The 15,927-nt window shown below is 30.0% G+C and carries 29 protein-coding genes and 1 pseudogene; 13 read left to right on the forward strand and 17 right to left on the reverse strand.

All coding sequences use genetic code 11. The features are described from left to right. The first annotated feature begins 195 nt into the window (after positions 1–195). The gene (locus AMO19_RS08345; protein WP_179850456.1) at positions 196–360 is read left to right on the forward strand and encodes a hypothetical protein; all 165 of its coding nucleotides are present in this window, start codon (positions 196–198) and stop codon (positions 358–360) included. A 67-nt stretch (positions 361–427) separates the two neighbouring features. On the opposite strand, the gene AMO19_RS00530 is transcribed toward AMO19_RS08345, so the two are convergent. Both AMO19_RS00530 and AMO19_RS00535 read right to left on the reverse strand, forming a co-directional pair. Beyond that, complete coding sequence (locus tag AMO19_RS00530) at positions 428–595, reverse strand: chorismate-binding protein (protein ID WP_075506886.1); 168 nt, start codon at positions 593–595, stop codon at positions 428–430. Positions 596–655: 60 nt separating this feature from the next. Further along, complete coding sequence (locus AMO19_RS00535; RefSeq protein WP_075506887.1) at positions 656–967, reverse strand: DUF3303 domain-containing protein; 312 nt, start codon at positions 965–967, stop codon at positions 656–658. A gap of 292 nt (positions 968–1,259) precedes the next feature. Between AMO19_RS00535 and AMO19_RS00540 the strand changes: the two genes are divergently transcribed. The 6 genes from AMO19_RS00540 (at position 1,260) to AMO19_RS00560 (ending at position 3,426) form a co-directional block, all read left to right on the forward strand. Next, on the forward strand, positions 1,260–1,508 hold the full coding sequence (locus tag AMO19_RS00540) for a DUF1651 domain-containing protein (RefSeq protein WP_075506888.1): 249 nt from the start codon (positions 1,260–1,262) through the stop codon (positions 1,506–1,508). A 79-nt stretch (positions 1,509–1,587) separates the two neighbouring features. Continuing rightward, positions 1,588–1,755 carry a hypothetical protein gene (locus tag AMO19_RS08350; protein WP_179850457.1) on the forward strand — a complete coding sequence of 56 codons (168 nt, stop codon included), beginning with the start codon at positions 1,588–1,590 and terminating at the stop codon, positions 1,753–1,755. Positions 1,756–2,454: 699 nt separating this feature from the next. Beyond that, entirely contained in the window at positions 2,455–2,598 is a 144-nt protein-coding gene (locus AMO19_RS08355; protein ID WP_179850458.1) for a hypothetical protein, read from the forward strand. 112 nt (positions 2,599–2,710) lie between these two features. Beyond that, a complete protein-coding gene (locus AMO19_RS00550) occupies positions 2,711–2,941 on the forward strand; it encodes a hypothetical protein (protein ID WP_075506890.1) in 231 nt (76 codons plus the stop codon). Between the two features lie 2 nt (positions 2,942–2,943). Continuing rightward, positions 2,944–3,165: a DUF3721 domain-containing protein gene (locus tag AMO19_RS00555; protein WP_257008919.1), complete on the forward strand. Its 222-nt coding sequence runs from the start codon at positions 2,944–2,946 to the stop codon at positions 3,163–3,165. Further along, positions 3,166–3,426 carry a hypothetical protein gene (locus AMO19_RS00560; protein ID WP_075506891.1) on the forward strand — a complete coding sequence of 87 codons (261 nt, stop codon included), beginning with the start codon at positions 3,166–3,168 and terminating at the stop codon, positions 3,424–3,426. A 28-nt stretch (positions 3,427–3,454) separates the two neighbouring features. Here AMO19_RS00560 and AMO19_RS00565 read toward each other — a convergent pair whose 3' ends face one another. The 7 genes from AMO19_RS00565 to AMO19_RS00590 form a co-directional block, all read right to left on the reverse strand. Beyond that, positions 3,455–3,655: a DUF2839 family protein gene (locus AMO19_RS00565; RefSeq protein ID WP_075506892.1), complete on the reverse strand. Its 201-nt coding sequence runs from the start codon at positions 3,653–3,655 to the stop codon at positions 3,455–3,457. Between the two features lie 407 nt (positions 3,656–4,062). Beyond that, entirely contained in the window at positions 4,063–4,353 is a 291-nt protein-coding gene (locus AMO19_RS00575) for a hypothetical protein (protein ID WP_075506894.1), read from the reverse strand. A 193-nt stretch (positions 4,354–4,546) separates the two neighbouring features. After that, positions 4,547–4,717 carry a hypothetical protein gene (locus AMO19_RS08360; RefSeq protein ID WP_179850459.1) on the reverse strand — a complete coding sequence of 57 codons (171 nt, stop codon included), beginning with the start codon at positions 4,715–4,717 and terminating at the stop codon, positions 4,547–4,549. A 188-nt stretch (positions 4,718–4,905) separates the two neighbouring features. After that, complete coding sequence (locus tag AMO19_RS00580) at positions 4,906–5,181, reverse strand: hypothetical protein (protein WP_075506895.1); 276 nt, start codon at positions 5,179–5,181, stop codon at positions 4,906–4,908. Between the two features lie 366 nt (positions 5,182–5,547). Beyond that, positions 5,548–5,682 (reverse strand): hypothetical protein, encoded by a 135-nt coding sequence (locus AMO19_RS08695; protein ID WP_257008920.1) that lies wholly within the window; start codon positions 5,680–5,682, stop codon positions 5,548–5,550. 181 nt (positions 5,683–5,863) lie between these two features. Next, positions 5,864–6,079 carry a DUF2839 family protein gene (locus AMO19_RS00585; RefSeq protein ID WP_075506896.1) on the reverse strand — a complete coding sequence of 72 codons (216 nt, stop codon included), beginning with the start codon at positions 6,077–6,079 and terminating at the stop codon, positions 5,864–5,866. Between the two features lie 2 nt (positions 6,080–6,081). Then, positions 6,082–6,312, reverse strand: a complete 231-nt coding sequence (locus AMO19_RS00590) for a hypothetical protein (protein ID WP_075506897.1) — start codon at positions 6,310–6,312, stop codon at positions 6,082–6,084. A gap of 154 nt (positions 6,313–6,466) precedes the next feature. Here AMO19_RS00590 and AMO19_RS08700 point away from each other — a divergent pair, with 154 nt between their 5' ends. Further along, entirely contained in the window at positions 6,467–6,592 is a 126-nt protein-coding gene (locus AMO19_RS08700; RefSeq protein ID WP_257008921.1) for a hypothetical protein, read from the forward strand. Positions 6,593–6,812: 220 nt separating this feature from the next. On the opposite strand, the gene AMO19_RS00600 is transcribed toward AMO19_RS08700, so the two are convergent. The 4 genes from AMO19_RS00600 to AMO19_RS00615 form a co-directional block, all read right to left on the reverse strand. Continuing rightward, the gene (locus AMO19_RS00600) at positions 6,813–8,117 is read right to left on the reverse strand and encodes an NRAMP family divalent metal transporter (RefSeq protein WP_075506899.1); all 1,305 of its coding nucleotides are present in this window, start codon (positions 8,115–8,117) and stop codon (positions 6,813–6,815) included. A gap of 361 nt (positions 8,118–8,478) precedes the next feature. Continuing rightward, entirely contained in the window at positions 8,479–8,835 is a 357-nt protein-coding gene (locus tag AMO19_RS00605; RefSeq protein ID WP_179850460.1) for a hypothetical protein, read from the reverse strand. A gap of 81 nt (positions 8,836–8,916) precedes the next feature. Continuing rightward, positions 8,917–9,216 carry a hypothetical protein gene (locus AMO19_RS00610; protein ID WP_075506900.1) on the reverse strand — a complete coding sequence of 100 codons (300 nt, stop codon included), beginning with the start codon at positions 9,214–9,216 and terminating at the stop codon, positions 8,917–8,919. A gap of 14 nt (positions 9,217–9,230) precedes the next feature. Beyond that, on the reverse strand, positions 9,231–9,512 hold the full coding sequence (locus AMO19_RS00615) for a DUF3764 family protein (protein WP_075506901.1): 282 nt from the start codon (positions 9,510–9,512) through the stop codon (positions 9,231–9,233). A gap of 134 nt (positions 9,513–9,646) precedes the next feature. On the opposite strand from AMO19_RS00615, the gene AMO19_RS00620 reads away from it, so the two are divergent. Then, complete coding sequence (locus AMO19_RS00620; protein WP_075506902.1) at positions 9,647–10,990, forward strand: sodium-dependent transporter; 1,344 nt, start codon at positions 9,647–9,649, stop codon at positions 10,988–10,990. Between the two features lie 377 nt (positions 10,991–11,367). Beyond that, positions 11,368–13,071, forward strand: a complete 1,704-nt coding sequence (locus tag AMO19_RS00625) for a protein adenylyltransferase SelO family protein (protein WP_075506903.1) — start codon at positions 11,368–11,370, stop codon at positions 13,069–13,071. Positions 13,072–13,113: 42 nt separating this feature from the next. Here the strand turns inward: AMO19_RS00625 and AMO19_RS00630 are convergent, their stop codons facing one another. From AMO19_RS00630 to AMO19_RS00635, 3 genes are all read right to left on the reverse strand, one after another. After that, entirely contained in the window at positions 13,114–13,536 is a 423-nt protein-coding gene (locus AMO19_RS00630) for a cupin domain-containing protein (RefSeq protein WP_075506904.1), read from the reverse strand. Between the two features lie 53 nt (positions 13,537–13,589). After that, complete coding sequence (locus AMO19_RS08365; RefSeq protein ID WP_179850461.1) at positions 13,590–13,751, reverse strand: hypothetical protein; 162 nt, start codon at positions 13,749–13,751, stop codon at positions 13,590–13,592. A 73-nt stretch (positions 13,752–13,824) separates the two neighbouring features. Further along, complete coding sequence (locus AMO19_RS00635; RefSeq protein ID WP_075506905.1) at positions 13,825–14,007, reverse strand: hypothetical protein; 183 nt, start codon at positions 14,005–14,007, stop codon at positions 13,825–13,827. Positions 14,008–14,157: 150 nt separating this feature from the next. Here AMO19_RS00635 and AMO19_RS00640 point away from each other — a divergent pair, with 150 nt between their 5' ends. The 3 genes and pseudogenes from AMO19_RS00640 (at position 14,158) to AMO19_RS00650 (ending at position 15,576) form a co-directional block, all read left to right on the forward strand. Then, entirely contained in the window at positions 14,158–14,427 is a 270-nt protein-coding gene (locus tag AMO19_RS00640) for a DUF1651 domain-containing protein (protein ID WP_075506906.1), read from the forward strand. Between the two features lie 117 nt (positions 14,428–14,544). Beyond that, entirely contained in the window at positions 14,545–14,841 is a 297-nt protein-coding gene (locus AMO19_RS00645; protein ID WP_075506907.1) for a heat-labile enterotoxin alpha chain, read from the forward strand. After that, a pseudogene (locus AMO19_RS00650) lies at positions 14,838–15,576 on the forward strand (type 1 glutamine amidotransferase). The gene AMO19_RS00645 and the pseudogene AMO19_RS00650 overlap by 4 nt, the downstream one beginning before the upstream one ends. A gap of 65 nt (positions 15,577–15,641) precedes the next feature. On the opposite strand, the gene AMO19_RS00655 reads toward AMO19_RS00650, so the two are convergent. After that, positions 15,642–15,749, reverse strand: a complete 108-nt coding sequence (locus AMO19_RS00655) for a high light inducible protein (RefSeq protein WP_011818731.1) — start codon at positions 15,747–15,749, stop codon at positions 15,642–15,644. Positions 15,750–15,927 lie beyond the last annotated feature (178 nt).

Genomic DNA, 15,927 nt, shown 5'->3' on the forward strand with positions numbered 1-15,927 from the left:
CTTCAAGACTGATTGCAAATTTTTAAGCCATACTCCCCACCTATTATAGAGCTCATCAAATAAGACACATGAAGTTGGCTTCTACGCACGCGATGCATACGATTGTTTAATTCTTGCGAGAGAATTCAACTCATATGTACATGACAATCCAGGATCTGTAATCAGAATCCAACAAAAATTTTGAGGGAATTAATTATGAATTTAAAAAGATCACCATTCGCAATTCAAGATAAAAATGCTAAGGGTCTTAATAATGCAAAAGATCATCCAACAATTGCAGATTTAATGAAAGAACAGAAAATTCCGCAAGATGAAGGAAATACAGTTCATCACCGCAGAGATTTAGACTCCCTCGGTTAATTTACGAGAACGTCTATTTACTAATTTTAAAAATTAACGATCATGATGAATGCCATTTGCGATTCATTCATAAGATAATATTTTCTTCCTCAAGTTTTTTTTTAAGCTCTATAGGCATATATGAAATATCCTTCTTTATTGCATTAATGGCATCTATGTACTTTTCAGGTTCAGCTAAAAGCATTTTTATTAAATTGTATTGACTTTCAATTTCTTCAGAAGAAAATTTTCCCATAAAAAACATGTACCACCATTTTATTTTAGATTAACAGTCAAAGATTCAAAAGATTAGCTATTAATTGGAGGCTGCTGCAATTTCTTTATGGACAGAAAGAAATTCTTTATCCGTTAGAACTGGTGTAACTTCAATTTCTACGCCAAAATTATCGACCCAGATACTACTCCATTTCCAGATGTTCTGATGGTTTGAAGATTCAACTATTGCCCAACCATTAGCTCCCTCAGGATTTACTACTCGATTAAGAACTTTAAACCCATCAAATTCATCACCTTCGCATCCTCCTTCAATAAAACCAGCAAAAGCTTCGGCCCCTTGCATATGACTTTCTTGATCTGGAAATTGCCAGTGTACGATGTAAGTTTGCATGAATAAAATTATTTTTTTAATTATTAATTATCGAATTTAAAAATTAAATAAAAAGTCTTTAAACACTAATTAAAAAATCATAAGCATAAAAGCAAACAACCAAAAAAAAAGACTCTTACGAGCCTAGGTGATGGGGACTCCTATAATGACAAATTAAACAGAAACAAACAACCCCATCAATAGGTAATTTTAAATACTTACAAACACCATATGTAGTGCTAAGATTTTAAAAAGGCTGGGTGATGGGGATTATCCCGCTTTTTTATTGGGGCGAAGCTAACGCCCTTTTTTTATGGAAAAATTTACTTTAATCAATAAAGCCAGATCAAGGATTAAAGTATTTGAACCTTTTGAATATAGTTCTAAGAACTCTTCTTTGATTAATACAATTTTAATCTCTTATGGTTGTGTTTTTAAGCGATCAAGTAAGCCAGTTATGAAAGGTTCTAGAGTTGAATCTATCGAAGAAGCAAGAAATGAATATAAAAAACTATTAGATGAAGGGTGGGAAAAAACTTATAGATTCAATTGTTCTTTTTAATAGTGAATAGGTACTTTACCTAAAATTTGACATTCTTAAAAATTAATTGCTAGATAAGCTTCAAAATGGAAGATTGACCATGAAAAAAGACATTTATTCAAATATTAAAAATTCAGATGCTTTGGAAAGTTTTTTTGAATGTATAACTTCTTGTAGCATCAATAATGAGGGAGTAGATTGCACAACAGCTTGTTATGTAAAACATTTAGAACCAAAAAATATTGATTACCCATTAAATTTTTCATAAGCAAAGCTTATTGATAATTGTTAAATTTAATGAATGTTATTTCCCCCTCCTCAAGTAATTTTTGGTCTATTGCTTTTATCTATAGTAGTAGTTCTTATATGGGATATTAGATACAACCCTTTTGGAGAAGACGAAGATGGTATTTAATCTTCAACTAGGAAGCTGATTCGTAGGTGGTGCATGAAATCGACGTTTCTTTCTTTTGAGTCTTTTGTAAGCGACTAAAGAACCTAATAATAATAATGAAATAGCTATTGAGTTAACCATATCAAGTAGTTTTATATATATAAAAACAAATATGTCCTAAATATCAATGATTAAATTTATTTTTTCAAAAAGTGATTAGTTATAGACTATTTTCTAATATTTAACTTTGACATTAGTGACCCAATACAATCAAGAGAAAATGCTCATCTGACCAAAAGTAATTTCTATGCAATAAGAATAAATCACTTTTTCTTATTTCTCATTTGATATTGCAGAACAGCCTTTAGGTGTTGTACTTCTTTTTCTAAAGTTTCAATTCTTTTTTCTAGTTCTTCATTAGTTGCCATATTTTTGGGAAATAAATTCTTAGATATTTATACTATTAAAAAAGTGACTTCTTAACCATTGTAAAAACCAAATAAGTATTAGGGCCTATTGATGGGCATAATTTCTCTAGATAAATTATGCAGAGTACAAATTTATGGGTAAGTTATGAGTGGAGATTATGAGACACTAGAAATCAATCAACCTAAAATTAAATATTTCCAGAAAAGATCCGAAAATAATACCGAATGGTTAGATGAATTAATCAACCAAATTGAAGATATGAAAAACAATATATCCAAATCTGCTTAATGACAGAAAAAGAGTTTAAGGTATTAGAGAAATTTGCAAATGAAAATGGTTACAATGACGAGCTAAAAGATATATATTTAAGGGAAATTATTGACAGAAAAAAAGAATACGAATGAGATCAAATTTTCGACCAAATATTCGATTAGCTACAAACATTCTTTTAGTTATAGGTACTTTTATAATTGCTTTGAAGATTACTCCAATAGCAGAGTTATATAAGGAAAAAAATTTATGTATTAAATATTTAAAACATCAAATAGATCGAGACAAACTTATCAAAAGACTAAAAATAGTTAAACAAGCAAATCCATCTAGTATTTGTGATTCTGTCATTAAAAGTTAAAAATGCGAATTAATCTTAGAAATTGTAAATTTCTTATTTTTTTATTTTTCTTATCTCTAAATTTCAACAGTTATTCTCTTGCACATACGAGGGGTATATTTCTTTCTGAAGAGGATGCTGAAAATAGATCTTTAGAACTTGGTTGCAAAGGAATACATAAGAATCAAGATAAATGGATGCCATGCAAAAACGAAAAAGAATTACATATCTATTTGAGGAAATAGATGGAAAAATTAAAAACAAATCAAAGAAAAATTCACAGAAAAATAACCGCAATTTCAGCAATTCCATTACTAATTACTATTGTATCTGGGACTATTTATAGTATTCTTCAGCCACTAGGAATAGATGCTTTTTGGTTAATAAAATGGCATATAGGTAATTTTGGCATTATTAATTTGCAACCTTTTTACTCGATATTTCTTGGTATAGCTTCAATAATCTCAATAATATCTGGCGTTAAACTATTACAAAAAAAATCTTAGATATATTCTAAGCCAAGCCAAAATCTAATCAATTAATACTATTTGCGCCCCCACTTACTAAGAAAATTATCGCTCCTAGTGCCATCGTTGCTACACCCATATAAGGGTATTGCTTAATTCTTGATTTAGTAATTGGAAGCCATGAGAGGTATCTATCAGATTTATTAAATTCAAATTTTTTTTGTCTAGGTGGTAATCCTAATTCTTCTCTTCTTTTAGCTTCGCCCATAATGTTAGATTTGTGTATTTATCAATATTAAAAATTATGGTCTATACCTGCGAGTTAACTTTATTAAAAACAGAGGTCCTTTATAGATAAAAAAATTATTTAAAATTTATTTAGCCTTCTTTAAATATAGATTCTTTGTATTTGCCTGATCTGATGTAAATAACAAAATTAATATAGTTCCAACTAGAAATGAAAAAATCATTGTTAACCCAACAACTTCAACCATTTCACTAGGCAGATAATTTAGAAACATAATCAATAGATATCTTATTCTAAACTTAGCAATTGAATTTTTTATGTAAAGTAAGTAATCCTCCTTAAATTTCAAAAAAAACTTTCTAATACTTTTTAATCTTTATTTATTTTTATTTGCGCGATAAATCTAGCTCTTGCCGATTATAATTTTCTTACTTAGCTATTCCTATTTTCTTAAGCAATTTTAAGTAAGGCAAGGCCCAATTACCAAAGTTAAAAGAGATTGTCGTATTTTTTGTAGTTGGTAATAATGTTTTAGAACGTGTAGAGGCTAATTTAGAAAATATCTTTATAGTCTCTGCTTCTAGATTATCCATATACAATTTTTTTTGAACACCTCGATCTTTCTTTTGAGGGAAATAATTTTCTATAAACCATAAAACTTGATCTAAATTTGATTTATTTGGTGAGGTTTTAATTTTTTTATTTTTCTTTTTAAACATATTTATTTACCTCTTAATTACTGAATTAAATTTGCCATTTATGTAATTTAAATCAATATTAAAAGCATCAAAATTTTGTTCTTTTTAATAATCGATAATCGAAAAAATAAATTAATAATTACGCTGTTTTTATAAAAATAAAAAAAAGAGAGGAATAAAACCCCTCTCTTAATTGATCAGTTTCAAAAAGAATTTAATTTTTTAAGTCTTTCAATTTCATTTCTTTTTGTGTTTTCCTGATTCTTTCTTCAAAGACGGATCTTCTGTATGGAGTAACTTCTCCACTTTTAGTAGCCAAAAGTTGGGCTTCATATAGCCTATTGGCTCTTTTGATTTTTTCTCTTATTTTTAAGAGGTTATTCATGGTCTTTTGCAGTTAATGAGAATCCCGTTCCCTACTCCCATTTCATGCGTCCAGAGATATAAACTTGGATGAACGTTAGTGAACGATAACATCTTTAAAAAAATTCCGCGAGAGTAATTTTTACTAAATTTTTCTAAAAAAATAAATATTTAACAGCTAGTATAAATAAGGTTTTAATATTTCCTAAGTTAGGATAAGAAAATTGTTTGCGACCCATCATTATTATCCTGAATCACTATTTTTTTATTTGGGAAAATATCTGATAATATTCTTTTCAAATTTGATTTATCTGAAGGAATTATATCACTCATATTTTTTGAATTAATTTTCCAATTTTCATCTACAAATAGTTCTTTATCATCGCCTTTTTTATTCTCCAGCGATGTCTTATTTAGAATCTTAAGTAAAAGTTCTGAATCATAATCTTTAAATTCTTCAGGGCCATCTATAAAATTTTTAATCATTATTTATAAATCTAATGTTTCTAAATCTTGCATAAGAAATTTAAAGAATACAAGGTATTAATTACCTAAAAATTTCTCTTAAGATGAAAATCCGGATTCAATTAAAATAATTTTCTTTAGAAAATTTAATTCCAAAATAGCTAAAGAATGATATTTAAAAAGATTAATTAATCATTTACACAATTTATTTACTTGTTAGGTTGCAATTAAGGGATTCATAAAAGATGCCAAGAGTAATTAACAAAAAAATTAGACTTATAAGATGGTTAAACTCAGGCATGATACTACCATTTATCATTATGGCTGCATCCTCATCAATCATTCTTTATGGTGTTTTATTTATCCTAATCAAGTAGTTTTTTTAATTTAAGCAGCTAAGTTTTCTTCAGATTTAGACATAATTATTGCAGCTTTTTTTAATAAACTAACTACTTCTTTTCTTCCAACTGCATTATCAGCTTGACGCATTATTTCATCATATTTTTTATTTATTTTTTTCATAAATAATTTTAATTTAATCTAAAATTACAACAACATATGATGGTGTCAATTGTAAATAATTCTCATATATTATTTCTTTGATTATTTTTGCACAATAAAAATTGCTCATTTATTATCCTTAAAGTTTTTTTAATTGATGATGCCAAAAAATCATAAATATCAAAATTAATAATCCTTTTAATTAAGCTATATTTAAGGATTTGAAAACATAATATAAACCTCCGATTAGGATCAATATTGCAGCTCCATAAAAAAGAAAAGGGATAATTGGATATTTATACAATGTAGACCTTACTTTTTGTTGTATGGCTTTTTTATCAAGTTGAGGCAACTTTATATCTTCAGTTTTTTCTCTAGGCGGAATACCTAAATTTTTTCTTCTCTTTGCCTCTCCCATAATTAATATTGAGATATTCCCATACATTTTAAATAATTGTTATCAGCTAAATCTAAAATTTCATTCCATTCTTCATGAGATGTTTCCAAATTATTTTTAAAATCTTTTTCAAATTTAAGAATACATCTTTTTTCTATATTTTCTGGAGAATTATAATTTCTTAAGAAAGAAATACTCAAATAAAACAATGATGAAAAAACTACGATTATTTTAGCAATCCTAAAATTATTCATATCTGCGATTATTTTGCCTTATAAATAAATAAGTTACTTGTTTGTTTTATAATTAATTTAATCTTTTAAAAACAATTATCAAATGATTAATTCGGTAGATTTTAAACATTTGCCTATTCGGGATTTGGTTGTTTCAGGGTTAATAATCTTTATAATGTCGACGATTATTGCAAATATTTATGACCCATTATTAGGAGTAACTTATGCATCTGGAAATATACTTACTCTTACTTTTTTGAGCTGGTTATACAAAGAGACTTGGAGTGATCCAAAGAAATAAAACACATTAAGAAAAAGAAAAAAAACTATTTCTGTATTTTTAATTTTGAAGAATACTTTAAATTAACAATGTACGTAGCAAGAAGAGAAAGTATCAAAAAAAATAATAAGCTTTCCAAGGTAGATTGAGGCATAACCATGAGTAGTACCAAAGATGATATATCTTTAGAGAAACGAATTCTGAAGAAAAATCAACCCTTTAATTATTTTTTATTTTCAAATTAATAAATCCCAAGCCCAAAAAATGAATTTGCAATAAACAATAAACTAAATAATGTTAAAAAAATTAATCCTATCCAACTTATTGTTTTTAGAAAAAATCCATATCTATTTTTAAATGGAACTAATTTGCTATTTATAGTATCCATTGCCATCCAAGCAAATAAAGGTGCAGTTAGAAAACTTCCAGTCATTGCAGCAAATACAAAATCTTTTACTCCTACACCTCCTGACCTTGCAATCAGCAAAGCTATTAATGATGCAAAGATATGTACAATCATCCAAATTTGAAATCTATTGCGCTCTGCTTTGGAATCCAGGTGTCCAAAATCAGTGCCTCTCAATAAACCTTGAATAGCAGAAATACTTCTTGGATATGCATCTAGACAAGTAATTGTAGTACTAAACATTGCTGCAAATGCTGCAGGTATTATGATCCATTTAGCCCAATTCCCGATGGATTTAGTGTAAAGGAGTATTAACTTTTGAGCGAAGGAGACTCCACTTCCGGAAAGCATTCCATCGCCAGTACCATACATTGTTATTGCGCCAAGAGTAAGGAAGAAAATAGCCGTAACAACAGTTATTAAGTAACCGAGATTAAAATCAAATTCTGCTTCAATGATATTTGGCTTATAATTTGAATCTTTCGATCGAGAAAACATCCATAAAGAAGGCCAAACACATAACTCTACTGGGCAAGGCATCCATCCCATTAAAGGGATCAAAAAAGCTAAATTTGTTAACTTCCATGGGCTGATTTCTGGTTCAAAAAAACTAATATTTAAGGACTCATTTATTGACCCTTTGAACAAAAGCGATAAAACTGCAAATAATGTTAATAAAGTTAGAAGAGATACTAAAAATTTTGAAATTCTATCAAGGGCTTTATATTTACCAAGAATTAATATCATTCCAGAAACAATCAGGATTCCTATCGACAAATCCATAGCTGGAAAAGTTGAGAAAAAGGGAATATTAGTTAAAAGGACGCCAGAGACAAAACTTACAGCAGCTATTGTGAAAGTACCTGTAATTAGACTAACTATTAGAAATAAAGGAAGATATAAAGAATTCCTCTCTTTAAAACCTTCTAATAATGATTTACCAGTAGATGCCGTAAATCTAGTCCCAACCAACAAGAATGGATATTTCAAAAGATTAGTAAGAAGGATTAGGCCAACTAATGAAAATCCAAACCTTGCACCAGCAGTAGTTGATGATAATAAATGAGAACCCCCAATTGCCGCTCCAGCTAGGACAATTCCTGGACCTAAACTTTTTTGTATTCCTTTTGTTAAATTCATGTTTTAATCAAATGATTTAATTTACTTTTTGAGCCCTTCTAAATTTATTTCTCGATACTCTTTTTTTAACCCCAAAAACAGATAATGAGTGAAAAATAAAAAGTATAATTAAGAATCCTATTCGAAGTTTCATAAGATATCTCCTTCAAATATGCTTTTATCAGATATTTATTTTTATTCAACCTCTTTTCTCCATAAAATCTTCAAAAACCTATCTAATACATCTAATTCTTTTTTTTCAACATTTTTTAGATTTTTTTTATTTTGTTTTTGCATAAATTATTGCTTAATTATTTCAAATTTAAACCAAGCTAAAAAAAACACAATAAGCAATACTTCTTAAAAATTTTTGTAGTTTTTTTTAATTTGAAATGTATTTTTCTGCCCTTCTTAATGCTTTTATTGCTCCTCTGTAATCATGATTTTTTAATTTTTCCTCACTTTTGCGTTCCAACATTTGTACTATTTCATTTCTTTTAATTTCATCAATTTTAAGCTTATGATCAAATATAAGATCGAATTTTGAAGAGTACAAACAAGATAATTCTTCTCTATATTTTTCAATAATTTTTTCATCACAAGATTTAGATTTCAACATCTCATTAGCTTTAATTTTGTCGTCTAAAGCTCCTTTAAAATTTCCAAGTTTAAATTTCTTTTCACTTGATCGGGTTAGCTTAATAATATTTCCCAATATCAATTCACCAGAATCTTCCATTTTTTTTTTGATGACCAAAATTAATCCTATCAGCCTAAAGAAAAAAAAGAATTCATTTTTAATAATCAAATAAATAATTAATTAGCCAATAACAAGTCCTCTTTCAAGAAGTAAATCGAAAACCTCCACACTTTTCGTTTTCCCAAATTTTGGGGGCTTATGTAAATCTAATATTTCAGCAAGGCACATTATCCAATAAGTATCTTTTTTTAAATTAAGACTTGCGCAAATATGAGAGGGAGCAGATTTAAAACATCCAAATTCTGTTGATATATAAATGTTCATTATTTGAGTTTCAAGTTCAAGACTTAAAAGTTCTATTTCTTGCTCAGAAAGGGCTGAACCAAATGAATATGATTCAATTAAAAGTTGGTAATTCATTAAAGAATTATTTTTTAAGAAATCCAGCGTGTTATTTTTGTACCCTCATAAATATGTCCTGAAGCTTCAACTATAGGTTTTGTTTCAGGATTCATAAAAATATCATATAAAACATTTTCTGGTCCTTGAAAAATTACAGTTGCCCTTTGAGGATCATCTAATGATTTACCAATAAAAAATGTTTTAACTCCCATTTCTTTAAACATCGTCTGCTGTTCTTTTGCATTCATATGTAATTCATACTCCTCAAAGGTATTACTTAGTTGAAAATCTAAAATAGTCGTTTCAATAGTCATAAGAATAATTAAACTTTTTTGATTCTAAATCTTTATCAAAAAAATTAATCTAAAAAAATTAGTTTTTATTAAGCAAAGTGTTAACTAATTTTCATTTATGAGTTATAAATCAACTATAAAAAACGATTTTTATTTTGGACTCAAAAATTTCTCAGAGAGAACAATGGACTAGTAAGCTAGGATTCATTCTCGCAGCTGCTGGTAGTGCAGTAGGTCTAGGCAACCTTTGGGGTTTTGCTTACAGAGCATCTCAGGGTGGAGGTGCGGCATTTGTACTTTTATATATATTGATCGTTTTAATTGTATGTCTTCCAGTATTTGTTGCTGAAATGGCTCTAGGGAGAAACGCAATGGCAAGCACATTGCTTGCTCCTGTAAAGCTGGCAGGGAAGAATTGGTATCCATTAGGAATTCTTTTCTTCATAGCCCCTTTAGGAATAGCATCATATTATTCAGTGATAATGGGATGGACTGCGGATACCTTGTTCCATTCTTTATTTTTTGGATTACCAAAGAATTTAACTGAAGCAGAAACCTTCTTTGGCTCGATTAGTAGTGGCAGCAGTGTTTTGTTGGGCCACCTATTAAGTCTTGTACTTACAGCAATAATAGTTTCATCAGGTATAAAAAAAGGTATAGAAAAGGTTACTAGATATTTCATGCCAATCCTTTTCATAATTATTGTGATTCTTGCTATTTGGGCTACTTCACTTTCAGGTGCATGGGAAGGATATAAAACATTTCTACTTAAGTTTGACTTTAATGAATTGAGAAATCCTCAAACAATAAGAAACGCTTTTACACAAGCATTCTTTTCATTAAGCTTAGGGATTGGAATTATGGTTACCTACGCATCCTATTTAAATAAAAAAAGTAATCTTCCAAAACTAAGTGTAGGAGTTGCATCATTAGATACTTTAGTTGGACTAATGGCTGGATTTATAACTTTCCCAATAGTTTTAACATTCGGTTTAAGTGACGCTATTTCTGAATCCACTGTTGGTGCTTTATTTATCTCAATTCCAACAGGTTTAGGTTCATATGGTGCGGCAGGAAGAATTGTAGCTGTTGCATTTTTTGCACTAGCTTATATCGCAGCCATAACTTCATCTGTTTCATTATTAGAGGTTCCAGTTTCCTCTTTAATGGATAAATTCGGCTTTAAAAGAGAAAAATCGGTTTGGTTGATAACTCTTTTCCTATTCGTAGCAGGCATCCCTTCTGCATTAAATTTAAATATTCTTGGAACTGTTGATTCGATTTTTGGTGGCGTATTACTGATCTTTGGTGGATTCTTGGTTACTTTCTTTATGGGATGGGTAGTCCCTGGAAAATTTAATGAAGAACTTAGTGATTCAAAAGTTGGAATCAAAACGACACGTTATTTGAAATTCATGACAAGATGGATCGCTCCCCCAATTATTGGTTTTGGACTATTTATTAGTGTGTTTGATTTGCTCAAAGGCTGGGTAAGTTAGAAAATTTTTTAAAGTAATATAGTGCGGAAATAAGGGGGGGGTGTTATAAGTCGATCAACAAATTAAATAGTAAAATTTTTTGAACATTATTTGAAAGCAAGCTTAAAAAAAACTTGTCAATATATTAGTATTTGCAGTCGTTCTTGTTTAAAAAGTTGATGTGTTGGAGAAGTTTTTTTTATTTTATAAAAACCAAAAAATTTTTTTCCAAAATAATGTCTTACCGCGGATCCTTTTTTAATTAAGTATTAACTTTTAATTTATATTTAATCTCAAACGTATCGCCAAAAACCATCCCTAATAGAATCTATATAAGATACATTTAGGTGTTTAATTTAAAGAAATTAGAGCGCCTAAAAGAATAGATAACAAATTTGATGTCAACCAAATCTGATTCATTAAAAGGAAAGCTTACAGAAAATTTTTCTGAATTTTCTCAACTATCTGACTATTCTTTTATGAATTCTCTTAAAGCAGATCCTCAATCAACAAAAGATGGGAATGATCACAAGCCGCGTTCAATATATTCAGGTCATTATGTACCAGTTGTGCCAACAGCTATTCCAGAACCAGAATATATTTCCCATAGCAACAAACTTTTTAAAGAACTAGGGCTAAGCTCAGATCTTACTAAAGACGAGAATTTTTGTCGTTTTTTCTCAGGTGATATTTCTGTTGCTAATTATCCAATGAGTCCTGTTGGTTGGGCAACAGGTTATGCATTATCAATTTACGGAACTGAATATACCCAACAATGTCCCTTTGGCACCGGCAATGGTTATGGCGATGGCAGAGCAATTTCTGTTTTTGAAGGTTTATTCAATGGGAAAAGAATGGAAATGCAACTTAAAGGAGGAGGTCCAACTCCCTACTGTCGTGGAGCAGATGGCAGGGCTGTATTACGTTCTAGCGTACGAGAATTTCTCGCACAGGAATTAATGGATGCCTTGGGAATCCCTACCTCAAGATCTTTAACACTTTATGTCTCACGTTCAGAAATAGTTAGGAGACCGTGGTATTCCAAAGGGTCCAGATATTTTGAACCTGATATCATGATTGATAATCAAGCGGCAATTACTACGAGAGTCGCTCCATCTTTTTTACGTGTAGGCCAGATTGAACTTTTTGCAAGACGAGTTCGTAATAATGCGCATAATGAGGCCCTCAATGAATTAAATATGATAGTTCAACATCTAATTGATAGAAATTATAAAGATGAAATTGAATATGAGATTTCAATTGAAAGTAAAGTAATAAAACTGGCTTCTTTATACAGATCAAGACTTATATCACTTATAGCCAACTGGATGAGAGTTGGTTATTGCCAGGGTAATTTCAATAGTGATAATTGTGCTGCTGGAGGTTATACATTGGATTATGGCCCCTTTGGATTTTGTGAATTATTTGATCCAAGATTTCAACCATGGACAGGTGGAGGTGAACATTTCTCATTTTTTAACCAGCCTTCTGCAGCGGCAATCAACTTTAAAACATTCTGTTCCTCTCTAAGTCCGTTACTTTCACAAAGCAAACAAGATCAAGAAAAGTTAGATCAAATCGAAAAAGACTTTTCTGAATTAATGAATAAGGAATTGATGAAAATGTGGGCAAACAAGCTTGGTTTAGAACATTACAACGAAACTCTAATAAATGAATTTTTTAATCTCATGGTTATTTCAAAAGCAGACTATACAATATTGTTCCGTAAACTCTCTGAAATACCTGATAACTTAGATTCTTTAAAAGAGAGTTTCTATTTACCAATTAATGATGAGCTCTATAATAGGTGGGGAGTATGGCTTGAAAACTGGCAATCAGTCTTGAAGAAAGAGGGAAATATTAAAGAAAAATCAACATCAATGAAATCCCTTAATCCAGTCTATACTTGGCGTGAATGGATGGTCGTTCCCGCATATGAAGAAGCTGAAAAGGGAAATTACAAAAAGATAAAAGAGTTACAGGATGTCTTTAGCAATCCATATATTGAACAACCCTCAGAAATAGATCAAAAATATAATCGACTAAAACCAAGCCAATATTTTAACTATGGAGGAATATCTCACTACAGCTGTTCTTCATAAAAGTTCAATCCTCATGCAAATTGAACAAATTACAGAAAAATATTATTTATTTATTGCCGTAGGTATTCCAACTACTGATACAACTCCCACATGAAGTATGGCCGGCTTCTTCCCAACATTTTTAACATAGTGGGCGCCACCATTGTTACTCTCTATAAATGCATCACCCGCTCTAAAAAAATTAATTTCTTCACCCCTCACATGCTTTAATCTTCCTCTAGTGACATGAATCAACATTGGGGAAGGATGAGTATGAATTGGAGTTTTCAAGCCAACTGGAATTTTTACTTTTAAGAGTCTTAATTCAGGCTTACCCTCGAGATAATTAAAATTTTTACCACTTAGTCCTTTTGAACTTTGGATAATAGGTATAACTTCAATCTTTTCTTCAGCAAGAGAAGGTTGTGGAAAAGCTAAAGTCCCAATAAAAAGGAAGCAAAATGGAATAAATTTTTTTAATTTCATTAGATATTGGAGTTTCTCTAATAATAGGTAGTTTCCAAAAATAATAAACTTATTTATTTTTTGTATAACTTTTCTAATTGCTTAATTTCCTCTCTTATATCCTTACCTCTATTATTTAATTTATTATTCTTAACAACTATTGGGATAATCCACCAGGCTTGAAGACTTAAAAAGATAAATATTAGGCTCAATAATTCAAAAGTACCAGGCTGCATTTGATAAATAACCCTTCTTTGTTAATAACATTATCCTAAAAGTTCTTAAACATTCATGAGATATTAAATATTTCTAGGCTGCCTCTAATTCAATGTTAAGTTCATTTCCCTTTGAAATGATTGCTTCTCTAAATTCAATAAGTTTGGAAATTATTCTTTGCTTCTCATGATCAGTTTTATTGATATCATCTACAACTTCCTGCATTGCAAGTGTTACTTTTTGTAGTTTGATTTCTAAATCTTCCCTGTAATTCATAAGCTTAAAAAAATTATCTTATTTATTAAAAAACAAAATAATTATTAGTAAATAAGTACTTAACCTTAAAAGGATTGACAGCAAAACAAGAAGGATATATTTTTATAGTACAAACGTATTAAAAATCAACAAGTCAACTAAAGGTAAAGTATGGAGCCTAAGTACTCATTTGGTTGTAGCACGAGCAAACCCAACGGGTGCCTACTAAATCCTGAAGGCAGCAGAATTATCTTTTTCGAAGAATGCAAAAATTCTCCTAAACCTAACTCAAAAATTCATACTCATCTTTTCTATACAAATCACCTTGGCGAACCTGGAGGGTACAAATCCTCTGAAAAACTCAACATAGACTCAGCCTGGGAAAAGTGGGACGAACTTCACCAAAGAGGGTGGACAGAAGTCTCTCATAATTACGGATAAGGGATCCGGACAAGAAAAAGCCTTTATGTTTTATAAGCTTATGAGTTCCCTAAAATATAGAATTTAGTGTAAAAATAAATATTCAATATAAAATTAGCTACATATAAAAAAGACTCAATGATACGTTTACTTATTACATCAATTCTTTTTTTTATTCCACTAGGAGGTTTTGCTGATGAAAGGCAAAGAGAAATTGAGAATGAAGCTTTAAATCTTGTAATTAAAAAATATGGAAAAGGCTTAGAAAATAGATTAAAAGGAACTGGAGTAACTCCCAGTTATAGAAGTTGGTATGAAAATGATTGTTTTGTAAGTATTGCAGCAGGTACATACCAAGAAGATACTTGGTCGGCAATGAAGTGGTTTAGCGTTAATGTCTGTTCTGAATCAGCTGAAATAATGGAAAGTGAATGAAGGGAATAAGACGTGTATTAGTTTTGCAGCATTTAGAAATAGAGGGGCCAGGTCTTTTCGAACAATTTGCTAAAGAAAGAGATTTGAAAATCGAAATTATTCGTTTAGACAATAAAAATGATCTGCCTCAAACCAAAAAAGGCGACTTAATTTTAATTATGGGCGGACCAATGGGAGTTAAAGATATTGGAAGAGACAGATATCCATGGCTTAAGTTAGAAAGAGATTTTATAAAAAAAGAATTAGAAAATGAAAGACCTATAATCGGTGTTTGCTTAGGTGCTCAGTTGCTTGCGAATGCTGCTGGAGGAGATGTAGAGATTCTCAAATATGGATCACCTCCAAGAGCATTACCAGAAATTGGATGGTCTCAAATTTTTATAGACAAATCAAATAAAGACTTTAAAGCACTGTTTGAAGACCCTTTTCATGTCCTGCATTGGCATGGAGATAGGATTTTATTACCTAACAAAGCTGTACTCATTGCTAGTAGTGAACGTTGTAAGGAACAGTTTTTTAGGATTGGCAATTTTGCTTACGGATTACAATTCCACATAGAGACGACGGGGGGGGATGATAAATAAGTGGATTAAAGAAGATAAAGAATTTGTCCTTAAAGGGTTGGGCTCAAATGGTCAGGAAATCTTAAAAGAAGAGAATAAAAAATATATTGATAAAACTTTTTTAAAAAGAAAGCTTCTAATAAGTAAATTATTTGAATTATTAGATAATTAAAAGAGGATAATAATCCAGTAAAAAAAGGCTTGATAAAGCCCTGTAAAATTTTGAAAGGATTTTTACTAAAAAATTCCTGGAAGAATTTGACCAGTAAAATAATAAGCTCCAACAAGAGCGAACATTCCAAGCATTGCTGCTTTACCATTAAGCTTTTCGGCTTTTTCGGTCATAATTTTTTTAGCGAATTCCATAATAAATTGAAATAAATAATATCTAATAATTAATTATCCAACTTGTAGAAGGATGTATTTTTTTTTACCAAATTGACATCTTTCTAAAGATTTAAAAATAAATACTTAAACAACGAATTGAAGTCTTAATGGTTTTCGAGCCAATCGGCAAGGCGTA

The organism is Prochlorococcus marinus (genome assembly GCF_001180245.1).
Lineage (GTDB): Bacteria > Cyanobacteriota > Cyanobacteriia > PCC-6307 > Cyanobiaceae > Prochlorococcus_A > Prochlorococcus_A marinus_F.